This is a genomic window from Nonomuraea solani (assembly GCF_900108335.1).
GTDB classification, from domain to species: domain Bacteria; phylum Actinomycetota; class Actinomycetes; order Streptosporangiales; family Streptosporangiaceae; genus Nonomuraea; species Nonomuraea solani.
The window spans coordinates 260239-281544 of sequence record NZ_FNVT01000015.1 but is presented as its reverse complement, the minus strand read 5'-3'; the positions used below and the strand labels follow the sequence as shown (position 1 = coordinate 281544).

The window sequence follows — 21306 nt, the reverse complement described above, 5'->3', positions numbered from 1 at the left end:
GGGACGGGTGGGGCACCTGGTCGGACGCTCGGTAGGGCTTCACCGGACGCGCTCGCTCACTTCTGCCAGTCGCTGGAGTTCCTTGTCGGTCAGCGTGAAATCCATCGCGGCGGCGGCTTCCTCGGCCTGGCATGGCTGGGAAGCCCCGGGGATCGCGACGACCGTGTCACCGTAGAAGCTGATCAACCAGTTCAGCGCGACCTGCGCGACACTCACACCGTAGGTCTGCGCGATCGCGCGCAGCTCGTCGATCAGGGGCGCCGTCCGGATCAGGCCCTGGCCGCGCAGGTGCGGGTTCAGCCGACGCCGTGTCCGCGACAGCGCCTCTACGCGCGCGGGGTCCTCGTGGAGCCGCCCGGTGAGCACGCCGCGGCACAGCGGTGAGTAGGCGATCAGGGTGATGCCGAGGTCGCGGGCGGCCTGCAGGACGCCGTTGTGCTCGATGTCGCGGTCCAGCAGGCTGATCCGGGTCTGGTTGGCGGCGAGTGCGATGCCTTCGTCGCGGAGGATTTGGGCGGCTTCCCGCAGCTGTCGCGCCGAGAAGTCGCTGACGCCGATGGCGCCGATGCGGTGTTGTCGGGCCAGTCGGGCCATCGCCCGCAGTTGCGCCGGAAGCGACGACAGGCTGCCGCGAGGGCCGTGGATTTGGTGGAGGCACACCGGGTAACCCTGCAGGGCCTCGATGCGGTCGCCGATCGTGTGTTCGATGGTCGCGGCCCGCCGCAGCCAGGGTGCCCACTTCGTGGCGATCATGACCTCGTCAGGGGCGACCCCGTTCTCCTGCAGTGCCGTGCTCAAGGCCCGCTCGGAGGCGCCTCCGCCGTAGGTCTCGGCGGTGTCGAACCAATTTACCCGGCCGGCGAGCGCCTTGCCGACGATCTCAGTGGTGGTGGCCGCATCGAGCGGCGAGTAGATCCGTCCCGCCATGCCCTGGCCCTGGGCGAATTGCAGACAACCCATGCCAATGGGGCTGATCGCGTAATCCGTCGACCCCAATCTGCGTGTGCCCTTCATGGTCACCTCACTCCGTTGCGTCGCCGTCGGGGACCACGCCGTCGGGGACCACGGTCTTGGCTTGCTGCTTGCGGCGTCGGCCGCGGCGCTTGGCGACGAAGAAGACGGCGGCTACGGCGAGCGCCCCGAAGAAGACGTACTGGAACATGCCCGTGACGTCGGCCATTCGGTGCCAGTTCTCGCCGAGCAGATATCCGGTGACCAGCAGGATGGAATTCCACATCAGGCTGCCGATCGCGGTGAGCAACACGAACGTCGGCAGCGGCATCCGCTCGACCCCGGCCGGTACCGAGATGAGGCTACGGAAGCCCGGCAGCAGCCGGCCGAACACCACCGCCTTGGCGCCATGCCGGGCGAACCAGGCTTCGGTGCGGTCGACGGTCTCTGTCTTGATGCCCGGGATCTTCGTCAGCAGCGCTCGGGCACGATCACGGCCGAGTCGCGCCCCGAGGGCGTACAGGACGAGCGATCCCGCGACCGATCCCGCTGTGGCCCACGCTATTGCGGCGCCGAGGCTGATGGCTCCCTGGGCGGCGGAGAAGCCGACCAGCGGCATCACTATGTCGGCGGGGACGATCGAAAGCATGCTGTCCAGAGCGCAGAGGAGCGCGAGCCCTGGCTCGCCGAGTGAGTCGATCAGGTCGATGGCCCAGCCGGCCAGGCCTCCTGTCGGTTCGCTGATGGGCTGGGCAATGGAGAGCTCCATGCATTTCCTCCGGGATGTCAATGGGTCACTTGGGCTGCTTCGTGTCGCCTACTCAGCTGCGGTGGACTTCCCTGTCGTCTCCGCCAGCGCCGGAGGATCCGCGCGTGTGGCGGCCTGCCTCTGGCGGGGGATGAAGGATGCGGAGGCGAAGGCGACGACAGCGGCGCTGGCAGCGATCGCGAGGACGGCGCGCAGTCCGTTCTCTGATGGCAGGTGCACACCGTTGAAGTCGATGGTCATTTCGGCGAGGATCACGCCGGCCACGGCGCTGGAGACGGAGGTGCCGATGGCGCGCATGAGGGTGTTGAGACCGTTGGCGGCGGCAGTCCCGGACACGGGTACAGCGCCCATGATGAGGGTGGGCAGCGCACCGAACGCGAAGCCGACCCCGATGGCGACGACGCAAGATGCCACGGCGATCTGCCAGACCTCGGCCATCATCACCATGCTGAGCAGATAGCCGGCCGCCACGATCACGGAGCCGACCATGAGCGTCACCTTCGGGCCCTTGGTCTTGGTGAGCCGGGCGGAGAACGGGGAGGCCGCCATCATCACCAAGCCCTGCGGGGCCATGACCAGACCGGTAATGACCAGCGACTTGCCCAGCCCGTACCCGGTGGCCTCCGGCAGTTGGAGCAACTGTGGCAGGACCAGGTTCGTCGCGAACAGTGCGACCCCGAGGGACAGGGCGGCCAGATGAGTGAACAGCACCTGAGGGCGGACGGTGGTGCGCAGGTCCACCATGGGTTCGGCGGAGCGTAGTTCGAACCAGGCCCACAGCGGCAGGACGACCACGGCTGCGGCGAAGAAGGCGAGGGTGGCGGCGCTGTCCCACCCCCAGTCGCTACCTTTGGAGACCACGAGGAGCAGGCACACCAGGCCGACCGCCAGGCCCGCGGCGCCGGTCAGGTCGAAGCGCCCGCCGGTGCGCATCCCCGACTCGGGCACGAGCCGCAGAATGAGGACGGCCGCGGCGGCGCCGAGAATCGCGGAGGTCCAGAACAGCACGTGCCAGTCGAAGGTGTCGGCGATGATCGCGGCGGCGGGCAGGCCAAGGGCGCCGCCGACGCCCGTGGAGCCGAACGTCACGGCTGTCGCCGCGGGAAGCCGATCGGCGGGCAGCGTGTCACGCAGGATGCTCATGCTCAGCGGGATCACGCAGTTCCCCAGGCCCTGTAGCGCACGGCCGGCGAGCAACGGAGCGAGGGAGTCGCTCAGTGCGCAGATCATCGAGCCGGCCACCAGCAGGGCGACGCCGAGCAGGAGCATGCGGCGCTTGCCGTACAGGTCGCCGAGCCGTCCCATCACCGGCGTGGAAACGACGCCGCACAGCAGTGTGGCGGTGACGACCCAGGCGGTGTCCGACGCCGAGGCGTCCAGCAACTGGGGCAGACGGGGAACGATCGGGAATACCAGGGTCTGCACGAACGCGGTCACGATCCCGGCGAACGTCAGGACCGCCACGACGGTGCCCGCCCGTGCCGGGCTGGGCTGCTCTGCTTCGGTGGTGTGAGGGTGTGTCCGGGGCATGAACGTGATCTCCGTGTGAGGGGCAGCCTGGCTGGGACGATCGTGTTCGGCAAGGGCTGAGGGACGGGCGTGCACGTGAAGCGGGCGATCGGGCGCCGCTCCTCAGCCCTGCGGTCCGCTGGGGAGGCCCTCCTCGTGCGGATGCACCGCCGCGGGTGCCTTTTCCGGTACGGCCTCGCGCCAGGTTGCCCGGACGGCGATGGCCTGGCGCCATCGGCGGATGGCTTTGGGCGGCATGCCGACCGCGAGGGCGCCGGTGAGCCGGTCGCCGGTGCGGTAGGCGGCCACGAACCGGTGTCCGGTCACGTCGCCCTCCACGATGGCCACTTCGTCGTGGCCGCGCAGGTAGCCGTAAGCCTGGATCCTCATGTCGTATTGGTCGGACCAGAAGTAGGGCACCGGCGCGAACGGCTTGCGTGCCCGCGGCCCGGCGAGCAGGTTGCGGGCGGCGGCCATGCCCTGTTCGGCGGCGTTGGTGCGATGCTCGATCCGCATCGACACCCCGAACAGCGGGTTGTACCAGCGAGCGACGTCCCCGGCCGCGTACACGTCCGGCCCGGCCTGGCAGTACTCGTCGCAGACCACGCCGTCGACGACCGTCAGGCCGCTGCCTGCCAGCCAGTCGGTGTTCGGCAGCGAACCGATCGCGACGAGAATCTCGTCACCTTCGACGATCTCGCCGCCGGTGAGCCGCACCCCGTCCTCGGCCACCTCGGTGACGGTCACCCCGCAGCGCAGCTCCACACCGCGATCCCGGTGGGCCTGCGACAGCACCCGCCCGACTTCGGCGCCCACCGCGTGCGCCAGCGGCACCGACGCTGGCTCCAGCAGGGTGACGTGCGCGCCCAGTTTCCAGGCCACCGCGGCGGCCTCCGCGCCCAGGAACCCGGCGCCGACCACCACCAAGCGCCGCCCCGGCCGGATGCGCTCCCGCAGGGCGAGCGCGTCGTCGAGAGTGCGCAGCAGGTGCGCTCCCTGGCCGGGCAGCCGGCGCGGACGGACGCCCGTCGCCACGATCAACCCGTCGTAGGGCACCGACGAGCCGTCCGCCAGCCGCACCGTACGGTTCGACGCATCAAGGCCGGCCGCAGCCGTCCCGAGCCGCAGATCCAGATCGAGCGCGGCCACGTCCGACGGGGGCCGGAGGGCAAGCCTGCCGACATCCCACTCCCTGGCCAGAATCTGCTTCGACAAAGGCGGCCGGTCATAGGGCGGCCAAGGCTCGTCGCCGATGGCGGTCAGGGTGCCGTCATAGCCCTCTCGGCGGAGCGTCTCGGCCGCGGCGAGCCCGGCGGCCGAGAAACCGACGACCACGACGTTCCTCACCGCTCCACCAGGCGGATGGCCGCGGCCGGGCAGATCGCCACGGCTTCCCGCACTCCGGACAAGAGTTGCTCGGCGGGGTGGTCGTCCAGCAGGACGGCGATGCCGTCCTCGTCCCGCTGATCGAACACATCAGGCGCGGCCATGACGCACTGCCCGGAGCCAACGCACTTGGGCACGTCCAGTTCCACACGCATGCTTCTGCTCCTCAGCTCTGTCGGGATGTGGGGGTCATGGGGAACGGTCATGTACGGGGCCGGGCGCACGGTCAGGCGGCAACGCTCACCAGACGATGTTCACCAGACGACGGGAATGCGGCCCACTCCGCCGGTGAGCCGCCGGTCGGACAGGACTTCGATCTCGTTCACATCGATGGCCAGGCGCAGGCCGGGGAAACGGCGCAGCAGCGCCGGGAAGACGATCCGCAACTCGGTGCGGGCCAGGTTCGAGCCGATGCAGACCCGCGGGCCGTGGCCGAAGGTGAGGTGGGTGTTGGGCTTGCGGTCCGGATCGAACTCGTCCGGGTTGGCGAACACGGCGCCGTCCCGGTTGGCCGCGTCGTTGGAGATGAGCACCGCATCGCCGCGGGCGATGGTGACGCCGCCGATCTCCACATCCTCGTGGGCGTAGCGCAGCATGCCGACGCCGCCGGGCGCAGCGATCCGCAGGATCTCCTCGACGGTCGACCGCACCGCACCGTCCGGGTCGCCGGCCAGCCGGTCCCGGCGGCTCGGGTCGGACAGCAGCCACAGCGTGCCGAAGCCGATCCGGGCCGCGGTCGTCTCGTGCCCGGCGAACAGCAGGACCGCAGAGATTTTCATCATGTCCTGGTCGGTGAACGTGGGGTCCTCGGCCTGCATGGCCAGGATGTCGGAAATGACGTCCGTTCCCGGCTGCTCGCGCTTGATCGCGATCAACCGGCCCATATAAGCCATGAACTCGCCCATCGCCGCCCGCGCGTCGTCACCCCCGTCGATGGTGCTGATCCGCTCGGACAACCCGCGGAAGAAGGCGCGGTCCTCCTGGGGCACCCCGAGCAGCTCGCAGATCACCAACGCCGGGAGCGGGAAGGCCAGCAGGTCGTTCAGATTCACCGGTTCGTCCGGCCGGGCCTTACGGGCCGCCGCCATGTCGTCCAGGCAGCTTTCGGTCAGCTCCCCGATCCGGTCGGTCAGCCGCCGCATGCGGGGCACCGAGAACGCCGGCACCAGCATCCGGCGCATCCGCTCGTGCTCGCGTGCCTCGCTGTCGTAGTTGTTCGTGGGACCGGACAGCAGCGCGGCGTCGGCGATCCGGGCCGCCTGCTCGGGCGCGAAGTGCGAGCGCCGGAAGCGGTGGCTGTCGCCATAGATCTGCCGGGCCTCCGCGAAACCGGTCACCAGCCAGGCGGGATCACCGACTGAGGTTGTCACCCGCGTCACCGGGCCCTGGCGCCGCAGCTCGTCGTACAAGGGCTCCGGATCGAGGGTGCTCGTCCGTTCGAAGGGCATCCGGGGGGCGTCGTTCGCCGCACTGTTCAAAGCCGTTCCTCTCTCGTTTGGGGTCTCCGCCGGACACGGCGGTGGTGTCGATGCAGGTGTGCTGGTCGAAGGGGGCCGGTCTCGGCAAGGCGCCAGAAGCGGCGTCGCCTCTGCCGGGCGCCCCGGCTGTGGTCAGCGGAAGGTCCCGGCGCCGCCGTCGACGTGCAGGGTGCGTCCGTTGATGTAGGAGGAACTGGGGCCGGCGAGGAAGACGACCACGCCGCCGATGTCGGCTTCGGGGTCGCCGATGCGGCGTAGGGGGTTGCGGTCCGCGACCTGCTTGCCGAAGCCAAAGCGGTTCGGGTCGCTGGTGGCGGCCGGGCAGATCACGTTGGTGCGGATGTTGTCCGGCCCCCATTCGACAGCGGCGTGCTTGGACAGGCCCCGGATGGCCTCCTTGGCGGCCGCGTAGGCGCCCAGCCCGGGGATGCCTCCCTGGGTCCCGGCCGCCGAGGCGAAGTTGATGATCGATCCGCCGCCACGTCTCTTGAGGTGCCGATAGCACAGCTGCATCATGCGCAACGTCGCCATAGGCCCGGAGTCGAACACCAGGCGCATGTCCTCGTCGGTGAGTTCAGGTAGCGGCTTCTGGACGAACGCCTGCGCCAGGTTGACGAGCGTGTCTACGCGACCGAAGTCGCGAACGACTTCCTCGACGGCGCCCGCGCACGCCGCGGGATCCCGCACGTCGCACTGGATGGCCCGGTCGGCGCCGTCGGCATGTGAGATGTCGAGATCGAGCGTCACGACCGTCGTCCCGGCCTTTGACAACGCCCGGCAGACACCCCTGCCGATGTCCCCGCCCCCACCGGTGACGATTGCGACGTCGTGGTCCATCATTTTGATCCACTCCTTGGTCTGTAGGGCTCGAACCCGCGTCAAGCGGATGCGTCAGCCTCCGCCGACGGCCGAGGGCGGTACGGCGAAGCAGCCATGTCGGAAAACCGTTCATCCGATCTCGCGCACCAGCTCAGACTGTCGTGGCGCGGGCCGCCCGGTCGTCGTGTCACTGCTGGCAATTCGCGCTACTGCAATTGCAGGAGCCGCTACTGAAACTGCTGTAGGCCAGCGAACGTCTGTGTCCTGCCCCGGGGAATCAACGCCCGCATCAGCCGAGGGCGCCCCGTGCCCGCCCTTCGTCGTGCGGCACTCCGCCAGCGACCGGACCGCCCGCGCGCAGCAGCCTGCCGACCTGGCCGAGGCCAACGCGATGCTGGCCACGATCAGCCAAGCTCAGCCCGCCGTCCCCGACCCTGGCGAGCTGGCCGCCGCGGTCGCTCACCTGCCCGCCCTCTGGCAGGCCACCACCAGCGATCGCCAACAGCGCGGCCGGCGACGGTAACGTGCCATCCGGGAGCATCAGCGGATCACCTTCAAACAGAGTGCAACAGACACCGCCGATGCTGCTCCCGCATCTGCCCATCCGCTCCGCAGACCAGCGAAGGCACGCGGAACCATCCCCCTCGCCACATGCACGGCGATCAAGGAAGAGTGCGTAACGCGAGGGTCAAGGGCCCCGGGCGTTACTTGAGACGGCGGCGGACGGCCCAGGTGGTTGTGTGGCGATCATCACGAGAGCGGCCCACCACAGGGCCTGGCTCGTGGACTTTGGCGGGGCGCGGGAGTCCTCGCGCCGAGCCGCGAAACGGCGTAGTGCCTGTGCCTGAAGTTTTGATCGCGGATGGCCCCTGAGGAATTGTGGGCTCTTATCCGAAGCGGCGAGGTCGTTGCGCGGACGTGATGCGCGGGCTGGCGACAGAGCCGCTTTCTTATCCTGACCTGGGCGAACGCTAGGACTTGACCTTGACGCATGGTCAGGGTCGCATCATCGAGACATGACTACGTCACTCCTCCCCCCGGTGGGGCGCCACTACGAGGTTCAGGGTCGTCGCCTCTTTCTCCACACGTCCGGCAGCGGTGGTCCCGCCGTGGTGTTCATGTCCGGCGCCAGCGCCGTCGGGCTCGACTACCTGAACCTGCACGAGCGTGTCGCGGGATTCACTACCTCCGTCCTCTACGACCGCGCGGGCACCGGCTGGAGCGACCCGGCCGCGTTGCCGCGCAAGGCCGCCGAGGTCGCCACCGAACTGCGCGCGCTGCTGCGGGCCACAGGTGCGCCCGCTCCGTACGTGCTCGTCCCGCACTCACTCGGCGGCGCCTACGCCCGGCGCTTCACCCAGATGTGGGTGTGTCTCGATTCCTCAGTAATGATCTTGAGGTGGAGGCCGGACACGACAGGACGTCCGCGATGCCTCTCTTCCTCCGCAGCTACTTACAGTGATTTGAAAATCACTAATAGTGTTCGTAGGTGTCGTCTCTACGCCCATCTCGCGGGAGGAACTGATGAAACTGTCACGCCTGTTCGCCACGATGCTCGGCGCCGCCTGCGCCGTCACCGTCGCCGCGCCTTCGGCCTCCGCCGCGCTGGAGGGCGGGTATCGCATCAAAGCCGACAACGGCAAATGCCTGTTCCACCAAGGCGGGATGCCCTTCCACCTCGTTGCCGACTGCGAGCAGGGGGGACAGGCCGCGGTGTGGAACATCCAGGCAACCGGCGACCAGGCATACGAGGACTTCGGCACGCCCCACCACATCTACTACGACCGATACATCGCGGCCGCCTTCGGGAGCGGAGACTACAGGTTCTGCCTGGAGAACTACGACAACAAGCTGACCGAGATGATTGTGGCCGAAAGAGCGATCGGCGGGATCCGTAGAACTACACAAGGCGATGACGTATTCAATTACGCAGCGTCACGTTCGAGAACCCCGGCGGCCCGAGTGGGCAAGTCCTGACCAGCCCGCAGGCAACATCCATCCGCACCAATCCGGGTGGCCTCTAAGTCGCTTCAAGGCCCAGTAGAAGGCCCAGTAACGGAAAAGCGCCCCGAGGCAGATGGATCGTTCGAACCGGGGCCCGCCGCCACCGGGCCGGGCTTGGCCCGTGCCTCCGGTCTACCTGTGCGGGCACTGCAGGAAAATGGCCGTTCTGAATGACACAACCACCTCGCGGTTTGTGACAGGTGAACTGGCCACTACAAAGTCACGCCAGGGCTAATGGCCAGGTTCGATGTCATCTGACAACGGACACCCGGTGGCGTGGCCGATCTCGTCCAGGTGATCGACCCTGGCCACCTCCTGTCTCCTCGGCCCCTCGCCATCGGGATCACGATCTGTGGCTGGAGTGCTAAGCGGCTGTGAGCACGATCTTGCCTTGGATGTGTCCTCGGGCGGCGCGTTCGTGTGCCGCTCGGGCTTCCGCGAGGGGGAACGTGCTGTCCAGTGCGACGCGAACCGTGCCCGTGTCGAGCAAGCGTCCCAGTTCGGCGAGTTGTGCGCCGTTCGAGCGGACCTGGGTGATCGAGACCGTGACGTCCAGTTTCGCGGTCTCTTCGGGGTCGTAGACGCCGGGGAACACTGGGAACAGGGCGCCGCCGCGCTTGAGCGTACGGAGGAAGCGGCTGCTTTCGCGGCCGCCGACGGTGTCGAGAACGAGGTCGACGTCGTGTACGAGTTCCTCGGGGCGGCTCTTGGTGTAGTCGATGAACTGGTCGGCGCCGAGTTCGCGCAGGAACGACTCGTGCGCGCCCGACGCCACCGCGATGACACGTGCGCCTCTCCATTTCGCCAGCTGTACCGCGAAGTGCCCCACGCCGCCCGCGGCGCCGTTGATGAGGACCGTCGTGCCGGCATCGAGTGACACCGGGTGGTGACGCTCCGCTTGGAAGGGCGATGGATGGTCGTGTCCGAGCTCGATCAGGTACTGCCAAGCGGTCAGCCCGGCCATGGGCGCCCCGGCGGCGTGCACATGATCAACGTTCGCCGGCTTGCGGGTGAGGTCCGACGCGCGGGCGGCCACGTACTCGGCATATGCGCTGCCATTGAAGCTGGGAAAGCGAAGGAGGCCGAAGACTTCGTCGCCGATGGAGAGGTCGTCCACATCCGCGCCGACGGCCTCGACGGCGCCCGACACGTCCGTCCCGGGAATCACGGGCAGGCTGATCTTCAGCTCCGCCTCCGGAGGCAGATCGATCAGCCCGTCGCGCAGGTACCAGTCCGGAGGGTTGACGCCGATCGCGTGCGCGCGAACGAGCACCTCGTCCGGCTTCGGCTCGGGAATGGGTACCTCGTCGTAACGCAGGACCTCGGGGCCGCCGTGCTCATGCAGCCGGATCGCCCTCATCGTGTGTGTCGGCATCATTTTCTCCCGCCCCTGCCAGGGGATACGCTTATCGGATCAGTGGTCCGGATATGTGGATCACTGATCCGGATAATATGGATCGCTGATCCGGATAGTCAAATCGAGAGGGACGGATGAGGGCCGACGCCAGGAAGAATCGCGACCACGTGCTCGCAGTCGCGGGCGCTGTCATCACCGAGCAAGGTGTCGAGGCATCGATGCGCGACATCGCACGCCGAGCTGAGGTGGGGCTCGCGACACTGCTCCGTCACTTTCCGACGCGTGAGGCGCTGTTCGAGGCATTGCTTCGTACGAGCTTCGACGAGCTGACGGCGGCGGCGGGGGAGCTCGAGACGTCGAGCTCGCCTGATGATGCGCTGGTGTCGTGGCTGCGCGACTTCGTCGCATGCGCGCACAACTATCGCGGTGTGGTGGCGTTGATGGTGGCCGCCATCGAGGATCCGCAGTCGGCACTTCATACTTCGTGCGTCGCGATGCGGGCGGCCGGCACGCGGCTCCTTGTTCGTGCTCAGGATGAGGGCATGGCGCGAACCGACATCGACGGCACGGACCTGTTCGCGCTGGCAGGGTCGCTGGCGTGGCTCGGCGATCAACCTTCGCTCGCGCCGCGCCTCGATCGGCTTTTCGGTGTCGTTGTCAGCGCGATCCTGGCAACTCCAGCGAGCACCGATCTGAGAGGGACGCTGCCTTTGGGGTTGTAGGTGAATCGTTGCGCATGCGGGCCGCCAGCGAACATGGCCGCGAGACTTCCGGAGTGGTGATCTTTTGGGCGCAGCCAACCAGTTGGCTCACTGAGGGCTGAGGGCTGAGGGCTGAGGGCTGGGGGGCTGGGGACTGAGGGATGAGGCTGGTCGGGGATGCGGACGGGGGCGTCAGTGCGGACGGGGCGGTTGCGTTAGGGAGAGGGGCAGAGAGGCTCTCGTCGGTCGTTGCCGGTCTCTTGCCTGGCCGGCGGTTCGGACTACTCTGCGGCCGCGACTGGGTAGGACGCCGGCGTCGCGCCTCCGGGAGGCGCGCACGGTTTCTGCTCGACGTGCCGGGTTGGTATCGCTCGGCCGATGCTTTCATGATGCGCTGACGTGATTTTCGCCGCTGCTGCCGCTGCTGCCGCTGTCGCTGGTGCCGGTGTCGCTATGGCTGTGGCTCGTTCTGGTGAGCAGGGACGTGGCTCGTGCGGCGGTGACTACGATGCCTGCCGCTGCGGTCGTTGCCAGCCAGAGCATGAACGTTGGATAGAGGTAGACCACCTGGATCCACATGATGTCGCTGCCCCGGGCGAGCAGGCCGAAGATCGGGGTCACGCTCAGGCACAACGCGGCGGGCATCAGCAGTGGCGGCAGTCGCCACCAGTGGTGGCGGGTGGCCCAGCGGCGGGAGCGGGCCGTTCCGAGTATGGCCAGGGCGATCGTTGCCAGGGTCAGCGCCGTGAAGAGTGCGTCGGTGGCCAGGTACGGCGGGCCGGAGGGGGTTTCGGGGTGGCCGCCCTCTACCAGGGTGACCAGGCCGTCCATCAGGGTCTTGGCGTCCGAGTAGGTCATGCCGGTGTTGGCCATGACCGCCAGGCCGTACCCGGACTGCGGGATCAGCAGTTGGTAGGCGGTGGAGGTGAACAGGTCGCCGCCGTGCTCGACCACGGGTGTGCCGCGAGGGGTCCTGCCGACGTACCAGCCGAGCGCGTACGAGTCGTCCAGCCGGGACGGCGTGCGCATCTCCCGCATGCTCGCGGCCGAAAGGATGCCGTTGTTCTGCGCGATCAGCCAGCGGGCCATGTCGCCGGCGCTGCTCAGCACCCCGCCCGAGCCGTTGCCGAATCCCGTGGGCTCGGGCAGCGGGATGGCCAGGCCGAGGATGTTCAGGTGGCCGCGGGCGCTGTCGGGCAGGTCGCGGTCGGTGTCGATGGTGGTGCTGTACCGCATGCCGAGCGGCTCGAACACCTTGGCCCTGAGGTAGCCGGCGAACGGCCGGCCGCTGACGACTTCGACCAGCCGGGCGGCGACCTGGTAGTTGGTGTTGTGGTAGCTGTGCACGGTTCCCGGGGCGGCGGCCAGCTCGGCGGTCTTCAGCCGGGCCACCGCGCCCCGCAGCGTGTCAGGCTGGGGCAGACTCTTCTCGTGGAAGGCCGAGTCGGCCATGCCGGAGGTCTGGTCGAGCAACTGCCGTACGGTGATCTTCGCGGCCCGGGGGTCGGCCATGGTGAACTCGGGCAGATAGCCCCGTACTGGACGGTCGAGCTCGACTTGGCCCTGCTCGACCAACTGCATGACGGCCAGTGAGGTGAACGACTTGCTGACCGACGCGACCGCCATCGGCGTGTCGGCGGTCATCGGTGCGCCCGAGGGGGTGTGGCCGTAGCCGGCCGCGTGGACGACCCGCGTTCCCTTGGTGATCGCGACCGCCGCCCCCGGCAGGCCCGTCGCCTCTTGGTAGCGCGTGACGAACGCGTCCACCGCGGCGGGGGAGACGACGCCCTGCGGTGGGGTGTGGCCCGGCGAGGGGATGAGGGCGAGAAAAAGTGCGGCGACGGTGTTTCTGAGCACTCGCCGACGCTAACGATGCCGCCCTGAGCGGCACCATTGCGGAATTCCGTCCCCTTTGTTACGGGGAACCGGAAAGTGTGGCTCGTTGTGCCCTGGTCAGTTGTGCCACCACCAGCTCGTACGAGTGCTCGATCAGCTCCAGCAGTTCCTCGTCGGGCACCGAGCCATCGAGGGCCACGGTGTTCCAGTGACGCTTGTTGAGGTGGTAGCCGGCCGTGATCGCGGTGTGGCGGGCGCGCAGGTCGACGGCCAGGTCGGGGTCGCACTTGAGGCTGATGCTCTCCGGCGGAGGGCCCAGCGGCACCAGTGCGAACATTCGCCCGGCCACCTTGAAGACGGCCACCTCGTCGCCGAACGGGTAGTCCTCCACCGATCCCGGCTTGGCCAGGCATTCCGCGATCACCCGGTCACGCCCTGCGCCGTGCGTCATAGAACTCCCAGTCGTGCACGATCGAAGCATGCACAAACGCTTCGAAGCCGGGGAAACCGCCGTGCGCCGCCATGTATGGCAAGGGAAGGTCTGGTCGGCGGTCCCGTACCGTGTCATTCAGGATACCGACGAATATCTTGTCGTGGCGGGCTGGCCGGGGCTTCGCGGCCTCATCTCCACCACGTGGATCAGCGCGGTGGCGAACGATGGCGGTGGCCGGGATCGTGCCATTCGAGAGCTCGCCTCGGGGGAGTGGGAGCTGGGATGGTACGCGTGGCGGAACACCGTGGTGCGCAGCTGGTACGGCATCGACTCCTATTTCACCGTGCGCCAGTTCTTCGACGCCGATAACCGGCCGCTCTCCTGGTACGTCGATTTCGACCTGCCGAAACAGCGCACCCACCTGGGCATCGACACCCTCGACCTCATGCTGGACCTGGTCGCCGAGCCCGACCTGTCGCAGTACCGGTGGAAGGACGAGGACGAATATCGGCAGGCCAGACGGCTGGGCCTGATCAGCGATCGGGACCACCGCCACATCGACGCGGCCCGTACGGAGGTCGTCGCGATGATCGAGAGACGGGAAGGACCGTTCGCGCACGACTGGACACCACTGCGCCACGAGTCATGGCGGGAACCGACCCTGACAGACGAATTCAACATCTCCTAACTCCATGTTTACAGGAGCCTGGCTAGCCTGCGAAAAGACGGAAGATCGAGGGGAGGAGGCGCGTTGCCCGGAACGTCCGCATGGCGGCGGCGCCTGCTCGGTGCGCTCCTCCTCGTACTCACCCTGTGGTCGCTGACGGCCACCGAGGTCGGCCACGGGTCGACGAACCTCCAGCAGACGGACGTGACGCGCGTCGCCGAGGGCTGTTCTGAGCAGCTCTCCCACCCGGGTCTGCTGCCGGACGAAAGCCCGGCCTGGGTCGCCGCCGGCCGCTGGACCGGGGTTCCGCCGGGCACGCTGTCCGCCAGGACCGTCGTGACCTCGGAGGCCGTCGGGCCCTGTGCCCCTCCACCCTTCGACGATGGTGCCGCCGGCGCGCTCGCCGCGGGCCGGTCACCGTCCTCACTCCAGGTGTTCCGGCACTGATGCCGGGGCCGTTCGCGAACGATCTTGACACTCGGCTCGCGGACGATCGCGGCATACAGGCGCACAGAGAACCTTCTCCTGGAAGCGAGAACCCGTGGAGTTCCACGACCTCGTGGCGCACGCGCGCGCCCACAGCACGACCCCCGACCCGGGCCGGGCCCGGCTCGCCGACGGCCAGCGGCCCTTGGCGATGTTCGTCACCTGCTCCGACTCCCGCGTGATTCCCACGCAGATCACCCATACCCGCCCGGGACAGCTGTTCGAGCTGCGTACCGCGGGCAACGTCATCCCGTCGCGCCCCGGCACGCCGTCGGGCGAGCTCGCCACCATCGAGTACGCCGTCAACGTGCTCGCCGTACGGGACATCATCCTGTGCGGCCACTCCCACTGCGGGGCCGTCGCCGCCATGACCGACGGCCATGACCCGGTACGGCTGCCCAACGCCGGTCGCTGGCTGGCCGAAGCGCCACGGCGGGTGCCGTACCGGATCGCCGGCGAGGACGGTGGTCACCCGCAGCGCGGCGCGGAACGGCGGCACCTGGTGGCCCAGTTCGCGGCCCTCACCGCGCTGCCCGTCGTGCGGGAGCGCCTGGACCGGGCGGAGCTGCGCCTGCACTGCTGGTACTACGAGATCGACACCGGCCGCGTGCAGGCGGCCCAGCGGGGCGAGGGCGTCGAGTTCTCGTTCGGCGAGCTGTGAGGAGGCGTATGACTGACAACTCGCGCTTCTCGATCGCGAAGACGAGCCTCGCCGATGTTCGCGCCTCGGTTGTGGTGTTCCTGGTGGCGCTGCCGTTGTGCGTAGGAGTGGCGGTCGCGTCAGGGGTGCCCGCGGAGCTCGGCATCGTGACCGGGATCGTCGGTGGTCTGGTCGCCGGATTCCTGCCCGGCAGCAGTCTGCAGGTCAGCGGGCCGGCCGCCGGGCTCACCGTGCTGGTGGCCGAGGCGGTCGCCCGTCACGGCCTGCCCGCGCTCGGCGTGATCGCCGCCGGCGCCGGGCTCGTACAGATCCTGCTCGGCCTGCTCCGCCTGGGCAGTTGGTTCCAGGCGATCTCCCCGTCGGTGGTCAGAGGCATGCTGACCGGCATCGGCATCGTCCTGGTGCTCGGCCAGCTCTACCCGCTGGCGGCGAGCGCCGCGCCGGCCGGCACGGTCGCCAAGCTGCTCGGCCTGCCCGCGCTCCTGGCCGGCGTCGGCGGCAGCGCGTCGTCGTTGTGGACGCTGGGGATCGGCCTGCTGACCCTGGGCATCCTGGTGACGTGGGGCAGGGTGCCCGAGCGGCTGCGCGCGGTGCCCGCGCCGCTGGTCGCGGTGGCCGCCGCTGCGGGCCTGGTCTGGCGTTCGACCTGTCCGTGGCCCGGGTGGAGGTCGGCTCGCTGTCCGGCGCGCTGAACCCGCCGGGCGGCGCGGAACTCGCGATGCTCACCGACCCGGCGGTGCTGGGCACGATCCTGACGATCGCGATCGTGGCCTCGGCGGAGAGCCTGTTCAGCGCCGCCGCCGTCGACCGCCTGCACGACGGGCGGCCCACCCGCTACAACGCCGAACTCGCCGCGCAAGGGGCGGGCAACGTGGTGAGCGGCGCGCTCGGCGGCATGCCGATGACCGCGGTCATCGTGCGCAGCGCGGCCAACGTTCAGGCGGGGGCGCGCACCAAGGCGTCCCGGGTGCTGCACGGGGTGTGGCTGCTGCTGTTCGCGGTCGCGTTGCCGGGGCTGCTGGCGGCGATTCCGCTCACCGCGCTGGCGGCGCTGCTCGTCCACGCCGGCTGGAAGCTGATCGACCCGGCCAGGCTCGTACGCACCGTGCGCCAGGACCGGGCGGACGGGGCGATCGCCCTGATCACCGCCGCCACGATCGCCGGCGTCGACCTGCTGACCGGCGTGCTGACCGGGCTGGGCCTGGCCATCGTGCTGGCGGCCTGGCGATTGTCGCACGTGACGGTCAGCTGGGAGCACGACGAACGGGGACATGTCCATGTACGGCTCCGCGGCAACGCCACGTTCCTGCGCCTGCCTCAGATGCACCGATCGCTCCAGTCGGTGCCCGACGCCGCCGGCGTACGGCTCGACCTGAGCGAGCTGCACCACCTGGACGAGGCGACCCGCGACACTCTGGACGCCTGGGCGGCCCGACGCGAACGGACGGGCGAAGGCGGCCGTCCAGCGGAGACCGGCGGGCTGGCCATTCGGTAGAGGACGTGGGGTGGCCGCCGCAGCGGCCACCCCAAGGACGCGCGCGTCATGGAACGCCGGCATGAGCCCGAAAGGACGCGCCGTTTGTCAGCATTCGATGAACACCGGCACGAGCCCGAAAGGACGTGCCGTGTGTCAGCGTTCGATGAACACCGGGTTGGAGTAGAACCACAGGTCCGCCCACGGGTCGGAGCCGCGCGGGTCCGGCTCCGGCTCCAGTTCGGCCGTGCTGGTCCCGCGCACACGGACGTACATGGGCCCGTCGATGTCGCGCAGCGTGTGCCGGACGACGATCTCGTCGCCGTCGCGCCGCCACTGACCGGCGCCGTACCGGGCCTCGACCTTGGTGGTGGGGTTGGTGTCCGAGGTACGGTCCCGCGCCGGCCCGGTGATCCGCCCGGTGATGATGTCGACGCGGTTCACCTGCGGCCGCTCGCCCTTGGCGTTGGGCGTGGCGGGGACCCGGAAGCGGACCTCCACCTCGGCGTCGCGGTCACGGCCGCGCAACCGCAGGGTCTCGCCGACGCTCGCCGTGCCGTCGGCAGGCATGGCGCCGCCCAGGTCGGCGCGGCTGACCGTGAGGTCGAGCCGGTCGACGAGGTCGCCGATGGTGACGAAGATCCGGCCGTTGCGCAGGCCGTCGAGGACGTCGGCGTAGTCCCAGCCCGCGTGCACGTACGTCTTGGAGTACTCGCCCGGCCAGAAGTCGGCGCCGCCGTCGGTGTAGTGCACGTGGGAGTCGGACGTGGAGGTGATCCACCAGCGGCGGCCCTCGCCGAGCAGGGAGTCCCAGAGACCGCCGAGACGGGCGGTCATCTGGTCGAAGCCGCCCATCGTGGGATGGTTGCCATAGCCGCCGCGCCGGCCGTCCGGATCGATCGAGCCGTCCTTGTTGAGCGTGTCGGCCTGGTGCCCGGGGGCGCCTTCGAAGCCGTGGGCGATGTCGGGCGCGGTGTCGTGCCAGTCGCGGAACTCGGCCGGCGTGTCCTGGCCGTACACGCCCAGGCCGGTCGCGGACCTGGCGGGGTGGTTGGCGAACAGCAGCGGCTTGTGCGGGAGCTGCCGCATCACCCGCAAAGCCTCCAGCATCTTCCGCTCGGTGTCGAACGACGGGTCCGCCGGGAACGGGTCACGCTTGGAGAAGCGGCTTTCGAGCTGGAACAGGATGTCCCGCTCCGTGGCCACCTTGGGGATGATCAGGCTGGAGTGGTCGGCGGCGGGCGTGTCCAGCTCCATGCCGTAGAACTGCAGCACCTTCGGCACGGACCGGCGCGCCTCCAGCAGGCTCGGGTAGCGCTGTTCGGCGTCGAGCTTGGAGTGCAGCGGGCCGCCGTGGTCGGTCGAGACGATCCAGGCGAGCCCGAACCGCTCGGCGTTGGACGCGTTGACCGACAGTGGGTAGATCGCGTCGCCGCCGAGGATCGGCTTGGGCGGGCTGGTGGAGTCGTCGTACCCGACGCTGAACTCGCTGTGCACGTGGTGGTCACCGGGCAGCCAGCGCCGCCGCCCACCGCCGGGAGGCCGGTCAGCCCAGGCGGGGCCGGTCAGACCGCCGACGGCCACCGCCCCGACCAGCCCGCCGGTGACCGCCAGCAAGCGCCGTCGGGTAACCGAATCACCAGAAGCAGACATGACGGCATGTTCCTCTCGTCGGTCGTCATCGAACCGCCTGAGTTCATCGATGCCGCGTGACGAGTCTCTGGCGCGTCGGTGGCCGGGGGAGGAACAGTGCCGCTACTTGAGGCAGTCCTGCTTGGTCAGGATCAGGGTCACGCCGAGGACCATGTTCTTCGACACGTGGAAGATGTAGGACGCCTTGGGGTTGCCCGGCACGGTGGCGAAGGTCCCGTACATCGCGCTCTGCTTCAGCCTGGGATAGGCGGCCTTCAACTGCGCGGGCGTGGAGCCCCGGCCGATGCCCTGCGGCGTCCTGGCGGCGGGTGGCCCGGAGATCGTGACCACGCCCTGCCGCTTCGAGATGAACAGCCCGGCCCGGTTCCCGTCGTACCGTTTCGTCTTCAGGTCATAGGCCGCGCACGTGGTCGGGGCGTTGATGGTCTTGCGGACGATCAACCCGGTCGCCCTGGCCTTCGCCTCGCTCATCCCGAGCTTGATGCGGCCGTACCCGAAGGGCCCCAGCCGCTGGGCGGCGTTCGCCGCGGGAGCGACGCCCGCCAGCACGCCTCCGGTCACCACGAGGACGAGCGCCGACCGGGCCATGGTGTACTTCATGGTGGTTCCTCCAAGATCGTGAGTTCGCCACCATAGCCCGTACGGGATGCCGCCGTGATCTAAACCGCGGGCACCGGCTGCGGCGGGGCCTCCCCGGCGTACCGCGCCGACGGCCGGATGATCTTGCTGTCCGCGGCCTGTTCGAGGATGTTCGCGCTCCATCCGACCGTACGGGCGGCGGCGAAGGTCGGGGTGAACATCGACCGCGGGATCCCGCAGATCTCCATCACCACGCCCGCGTAGAACTCCACGTTGGTGTGCAGCTCACGGCCCGGCTTGAGCTCGGCCAGGATGTCGACCACCCGCCGCTCCACCTCGTGGGCGAAGTCCACCAGCCCGCCGCCGAAGCCCTTGGCGATGCCCGACAGCATGCGCGAGCGCGGGTCCTCGGTGCGGTAGACGGGGTGGCCGAACCCCATGATGCGGTCGCCGGCCAGCACCCGGTCGCGTACCCAGGTGTCGATGCGGTCGGGGGTGCCGATCTCGTCCAGTGTTTCGAGCGCGCGGCTGGGCGCGCCGCCGTGGAGCGGGCCCGACAGCGCGCCGAGGGCTCCTGCCACGCACGAGGCCAGGTCCGCGCCGGTGGAGGCGATCACCCGCGCCGTGAACGTGGAGGCGTTGAAGCCGTGGTCGACGGTGGAGATCAGGTAGCGCTCGATCGCCCTGGCGTGGGCCGGGTCGGGGACCTGCCCGGTGAGCATGTAGAGGTAGTTGGAGGCGTACGTCAGGTCGTCGCGCGGCTCGACCGGCTCCAGGCCGTGCGCCAGCCGGTACAGCGCGGTGAGCAGCGTCGGCGTCAGCGCGCTGACGAACAGCGCGTCGTCGAGCCGCTGCCCGGGGTCGAGGTCGTAGAGCGGCCGCATGCCGCGGACGGCGCCGGCCGCCGACACCGCGCTGCGCACGTTGTCGAGGGGGCCGCCGTCCCTGCCCGACGTGGCCAGGGCGGGCAGCAGCGGCCGCAGCGCGCCGGGCACGCGCCGCAGCGGGATCGTCCGCTCGATGAAGCGCTCGCGCTCCTCCTCGGACGGCAGCGTCCCCAGCAGCATCAGGTGCCAGACGTCTTCGAAGGTACGTTTCTCCGCGAGCTCGATCGCGGAGTACTGGCGGTAGTGATAAAAGCCCTCGCGTCCACGGACGTCGCTCAGGTATGTCTCGGTGACGACCACACCTTTGAGTCCCTTGGGCACATCGATAGTCATGAATGCACCTTCCAATTATTGACGTCCTGTCGTCAATATTGATTTTCATCAACGTGAACATGGAGTTGACTTGCGCGTAACTCTTCCGGCCTCGGCGGAACGGCTCTGGAACCGCGACTTCAGCCTCTTCTTCGCGGCCCGCAGCACGTCGCTCCTGGGCGACCACATGCTGCCGGTCGTCATCTCGGCCGCGATGATCCAGGGCGGCTACGGCCTCAGCGGGGTCGGCTACGCGCTGGCCGCGCACCTGGCGCCCTTCGCCCTGCTCATCATCTTCGGCGGTGTCCTGTCGGACCGGTTCGGCGCCCGGCGGATGATGATCATCTCGGACGTGGTGCGCCTGGTCTTCCAGTCCTTACTCGCCCTGCTGTTCGCCCTCGGCACCCCCGAGCTGTGGCAGGTGCTCGTGCTCCTGGCGCTGGTCGGCGCGGGCGGCGCCACGTTCCAGCCGGGCGTCGCCAGCATCACCCCGCGGATCGCCCCCGACGTGCAGCGGGGCAACGCCACGCTACGGGTCTCCGAGTCGTGCATGAGCGTGCTCGCCCCGTCCCTGGCCGGGGTGCTCCTGGCCGTCTCGGTGCCGTGGGTGGTCTTCGCGATCGACGCGGCGACGTTCGCGATCAGCGGCCTCTGCCTGTTCCTCCTCCGCCCTCTCACGGCGCGGGGCGCGCGGGCGGAGGGCTCGACGTTCCGCGCCGATCTGGTGGAGGGCTGGCGGGAGTTCCGGGCCAGGACCTGGTTGTGGGGCGTGATCGTGATCTGGTGCCTCTGGCAGGTCGCCTCGTTCGGCCCGACCCTGACCCTGGGGTACAGCACCATCACCGCCGCGTACGGCGCCTCCGCCCTCGGGCTGATCATGTCCGCGTTCGGCGTGGGGAACCTGCTCGGCGGCCTCGTCGCGATGCGGCTCCGGCCGGCCCATCCGCTGCGCGCCGGGGCCATCGCCCTGACGAGCTGCGCCCTGGTGCCGCTCGGCGTGGCGCTGGGCCTGCCGCCCGCCACGCTGGCCGCCTGCTACGCGGTCGGCGGCATGGGGATCACGTTCTGGGTGGTCATGTTCCACACGAGCGTGCAGACCCAGATCCCCCAGGACGTTCTCGGCCGGGTGCACGCCTACGACGCCGCCGGCTCCCTGGTCATGAAGCCCGTCGGCCAGGCCGTCGCCGGACCCCTCGCCATCATGCTGGGCACGGCGCCCGTGCTGCTGGCGGCCTCGGTGATGGTCCTCGTCATCTCCGCGCTCCTGCTCGCCGTCCCGGCCATCAGGAACCTCGCGCGCGCCTGACGGGCGGCCATCGTTGGGACCACACGCTCACCCCGCTT

Annotated in this window: 22 protein-coding genes; 9 read left to right on the top strand and 13 right to left on the bottom strand. The window is 69.3% G+C overall.

What is annotated here, in order from left to right; translation table 11 throughout:
* Nucleotides 1-39: 39 nt before the first annotated feature.
* The 7 genes from C4V41_RS41030 to C4V41_RS41000 all read right to left on the bottom strand — a co-directional run bounded on the left by C4V41_RS41030 (nt 40) and on the right by C4V41_RS41000 (nt 6933).
* Entirely contained in the window at nt 40-1014 is a 975-nt protein-coding gene (locus C4V41_RS41030; protein ID WP_103961442.1) for an aldo/keto reductase, read from the bottom strand.
* A gap of 7 nt (nt 1015-1021) precedes the next feature.
* The gene (locus C4V41_RS41025) at nt 1022-1720 is read right to left on the bottom strand and encodes a DedA family protein (protein WP_103961407.1); all 699 of its coding nucleotides are present in this window, start codon (nt 1718-1720) and stop codon (nt 1022-1024) included.
* A 48-nt stretch (nt 1721-1768) separates the two neighbouring features.
* A complete protein-coding gene (locus tag C4V41_RS41020; RefSeq protein WP_103961406.1) occupies nt 1769-3250 on the bottom strand; it encodes an MFS transporter in 1482 nt (493 codons plus the stop codon).
* Between the two features lie 102 nt (nt 3251-3352).
* On the bottom strand, nt 3353-4576 hold the full coding sequence (locus C4V41_RS41015; protein WP_200824561.1) for an NAD(P)/FAD-dependent oxidoreductase: 1224 nt from the start codon (nt 4574-4576) through the stop codon (nt 3353-3355).
* Nucleotides 4573-4770 (bottom strand): ferredoxin, encoded by a 198-nt coding sequence (locus C4V41_RS41010; protein WP_103961405.1) that lies wholly within the window; start codon nt 4768-4770, stop codon nt 4573-4575. Before C4V41_RS41010 ends, C4V41_RS41015 begins: the two co-directional genes overlap by 4 nt.
* A 99-nt stretch (nt 4771-4869) precedes the next feature.
* Complete coding sequence (locus C4V41_RS41005; RefSeq protein WP_235030696.1) at nt 4870-6093, bottom strand: cytochrome P450; 1224 nt, start codon at nt 6091-6093, stop codon at nt 4870-4872.
* Between the two features lie 132 nt (nt 6094-6225).
* Nucleotides 6226-6933, bottom strand: coding sequence for an SDR family NAD(P)-dependent oxidoreductase (locus C4V41_RS41000; protein WP_200824560.1), 708 nt, complete (start codon nt 6931-6933; stop codon nt 6226-6228).
* 301 nt (nt 6934-7234) lie between these two features.
* Between C4V41_RS41000 and C4V41_RS40995 the strand changes: the two genes are divergently transcribed.
* Nucleotides 7235-7435, top strand: a complete 201-nt coding sequence (locus tag C4V41_RS40995) for a hypothetical protein (RefSeq protein ID WP_103961404.1) — start codon at nt 7235-7237, stop codon at nt 7433-7435.
* Nucleotides 7436-8436: 1001 nt separating this feature from the next.
* Nucleotides 8437-8889, top strand: a complete 453-nt coding sequence (locus C4V41_RS62295) for a hypothetical protein (RefSeq protein ID WP_160150563.1) — start codon at nt 8437-8439, stop codon at nt 8887-8889.
* A 391-nt stretch (nt 8890-9280) separates the two neighbouring features.
* On the opposite strand, the gene C4V41_RS40985 is transcribed toward C4V41_RS62295, so the two are convergent.
* The gene (locus C4V41_RS40985; protein ID WP_103961402.1) at nt 9281-10276 is read right to left on the bottom strand and encodes an NADP-dependent oxidoreductase; all 996 of its coding nucleotides are present in this window, start codon (nt 10274-10276) and stop codon (nt 9281-9283) included.
* A gap of 131 nt (nt 10277-10407) precedes the next feature.
* On the opposite strand from C4V41_RS40985, the gene C4V41_RS40980 reads away from it, so the two are divergent.
* Complete coding sequence (locus tag C4V41_RS40980; RefSeq protein ID WP_103961401.1) at nt 10408-10995, top strand: TetR/AcrR family transcriptional regulator; 588 nt, start codon at nt 10408-10410, stop codon at nt 10993-10995.
* A gap of 363 nt (nt 10996-11358) precedes the next feature.
* Here the strand turns inward: C4V41_RS40980 and C4V41_RS40975 are convergent, their stop codons facing one another.
* Together C4V41_RS40975 and C4V41_RS40970 are read right to left on the bottom strand one after the other, a co-directional pair.
* Complete coding sequence (locus C4V41_RS40975; RefSeq protein WP_103961400.1) at nt 11359-12831, bottom strand: serine hydrolase domain-containing protein; 1473 nt, start codon at nt 12829-12831, stop codon at nt 11359-11361.
* A 58-nt stretch (nt 12832-12889) separates the two neighbouring features.
* Nucleotides 12890-13261 carry an MmcQ/YjbR family DNA-binding protein gene (locus C4V41_RS40970; RefSeq protein WP_103961399.1) on the bottom strand — a complete coding sequence of 124 codons (372 nt, stop codon included), beginning with the start codon at nt 13259-13261 and terminating at the stop codon, nt 12890-12892.
* Nucleotides 13262-13403: 142 nt separating this feature from the next.
* Between C4V41_RS40970 and C4V41_RS40965 the strand changes: the two genes are divergently transcribed.
* The 5 genes from C4V41_RS40965 (at nt 13404) to C4V41_RS65545 (ending at nt 16552) form a co-directional block, all read left to right on the top strand.
* The gene (locus tag C4V41_RS40965) at nt 13404-13931 is read left to right on the top strand and encodes a DUF402 domain-containing protein (protein WP_160150562.1); all 528 of its coding nucleotides are present in this window, start codon (nt 13404-13406) and stop codon (nt 13929-13931) included.
* Nucleotides 13932-13994: 63 nt separating this feature from the next.
* Complete coding sequence (locus tag C4V41_RS40960; RefSeq protein ID WP_103961397.1) at nt 13995-14357, top strand: hypothetical protein; 363 nt, start codon at nt 13995-13997, stop codon at nt 14355-14357.
* Between the two features lie 94 nt (nt 14358-14451).
* Nucleotides 14452-15057 carry a carbonic anhydrase gene (locus tag C4V41_RS40955; protein ID WP_200824558.1) on the top strand — a complete coding sequence of 202 codons (606 nt, stop codon included), beginning with the start codon at nt 14452-14454 and terminating at the stop codon, nt 15055-15057.
* Between the two features lie 8 nt (nt 15058-15065).
* On the top strand, nt 15066-15749 hold the full coding sequence (locus C4V41_RS65550; protein ID WP_200824557.1) for a SulP family inorganic anion transporter: 684 nt from the start codon (nt 15066-15068) through the stop codon (nt 15747-15749).
* Nucleotides 15710-16552, top strand: coding sequence for a SulP family inorganic anion transporter (locus C4V41_RS65545; RefSeq protein WP_200824556.1), 843 nt, complete (start codon nt 15710-15712; stop codon nt 16550-16552). The genes C4V41_RS65550 and C4V41_RS65545 overlap by 40 nt, the downstream gene beginning before the upstream one ends.
* Before the next feature lie 135 nt (nt 16553-16687).
* Here the strand turns inward: C4V41_RS65545 and C4V41_RS40945 are convergent, their stop codons facing one another.
* The 3 genes from C4V41_RS40945 to C4V41_RS40935 form a co-directional block, all read right to left on the bottom strand.
* Complete coding sequence (locus tag C4V41_RS40945) at nt 16688-18148, bottom strand: phosphoesterase (protein WP_200824555.1); 1461 nt, start codon at nt 18146-18148, stop codon at nt 16688-16690.
* 138 nt (nt 18149-18286) lie between these two features.
* Entirely contained in the window at nt 18287-18784 is a 498-nt protein-coding gene (locus C4V41_RS40940; RefSeq protein ID WP_103961395.1) for a hypothetical protein, read from the bottom strand.
* A gap of 59 nt (nt 18785-18843) precedes the next feature.
* Entirely contained in the window at nt 18844-19983 is a 1140-nt protein-coding gene (locus tag C4V41_RS40935) for a citrate synthase/methylcitrate synthase (RefSeq protein ID WP_103961394.1), read from the bottom strand.
* Between the two features lie 70 nt (nt 19984-20053).
* Here C4V41_RS40935 and C4V41_RS40930 point away from each other — a divergent pair, with 70 nt between their 5' ends.
* Nucleotides 20054-21268 carry an MFS transporter gene (locus tag C4V41_RS40930; protein ID WP_103961393.1) on the top strand — a complete coding sequence of 405 codons (1215 nt, stop codon included), beginning with the start codon at nt 20054-20056 and terminating at the stop codon, nt 21266-21268.
* The last annotated feature ends 38 nt before the right edge of the window (nt 21269-21306 follow it).

Bases quoted from the DNA above. Each gene is read 5' to 3' on its own strand.
- C4V41_RS41030 (WP_103961442.1), bottom strand. From the start codon at position 1,014: ATGAAGGGCACACGCAGATTGGGGTCGACGGATTACGCGATCAGCCCC.
- C4V41_RS40985 (WP_103961402.1), bottom strand. From the start codon at position 10,276: ATGAGGGCGATCCGGCTGCATGAGCACGGCGGCCCCGAGGTCCTGCGT.
- C4V41_RS41000 (WP_200824560.1), bottom strand. From the start codon at position 6,933: ATGATGGACCACGACGTCGCAATCGTCACCGGTGGGGGCGGGGACATC.
- C4V41_RS62295 (WP_160150563.1), top strand. From the start codon at position 8,437: ATGAAACTGTCACGCCTGTTCGCCACGATGCTCGGCGCCGCCTGCGCC.
- C4V41_RS41020 (WP_103961406.1), bottom strand. From the start codon at position 3,250: ATGCCCCGGACACACCCTCACACCACCGAAGCAGAGCAGCCCAGCCCG.
- C4V41_RS65550 (WP_200824557.1), top strand. From the start codon at position 15,066: ATGACTGACAACTCGCGCTTCTCGATCGCGAAGACGAGCCTCGCCGAT.
- C4V41_RS41010 (WP_103961405.1), bottom strand. From the start codon at position 4,770: ATGCGTGTGGAACTGGACGTGCCCAAGTGCGTTGGCTCCGGGCAGTGC.
- C4V41_RS40980 (WP_103961401.1), top strand. From the start codon at position 10,408: ATGAGGGCCGACGCCAGGAAGAATCGCGACCACGTGCTCGCAGTCGCG.
- C4V41_RS40935 (WP_103961394.1), bottom strand. From the start codon at position 19,983: ATGACTATCGATGTGCCCAAGGGACTCAAAGGTGTGGTCGTCACCGAG.
- C4V41_RS41025 (WP_103961407.1), bottom strand. From the start codon at position 1,720: ATGGAGCTCTCCATTGCCCAGCCCATCAGCGAACCGACAGGAGGCCTG.
- C4V41_RS40940 (WP_103961395.1), bottom strand. From the start codon at position 18,784: ATGAAGTACACCATGGCCCGGTCGGCGCTCGTCCTCGTGGTGACCGGA.
- C4V41_RS40970 (WP_103961399.1), bottom strand. From the start codon at position 13,261: ATGACGCACGGCGCAGGGCGTGACCGGGTGATCGCGGAATGCCTGGCC.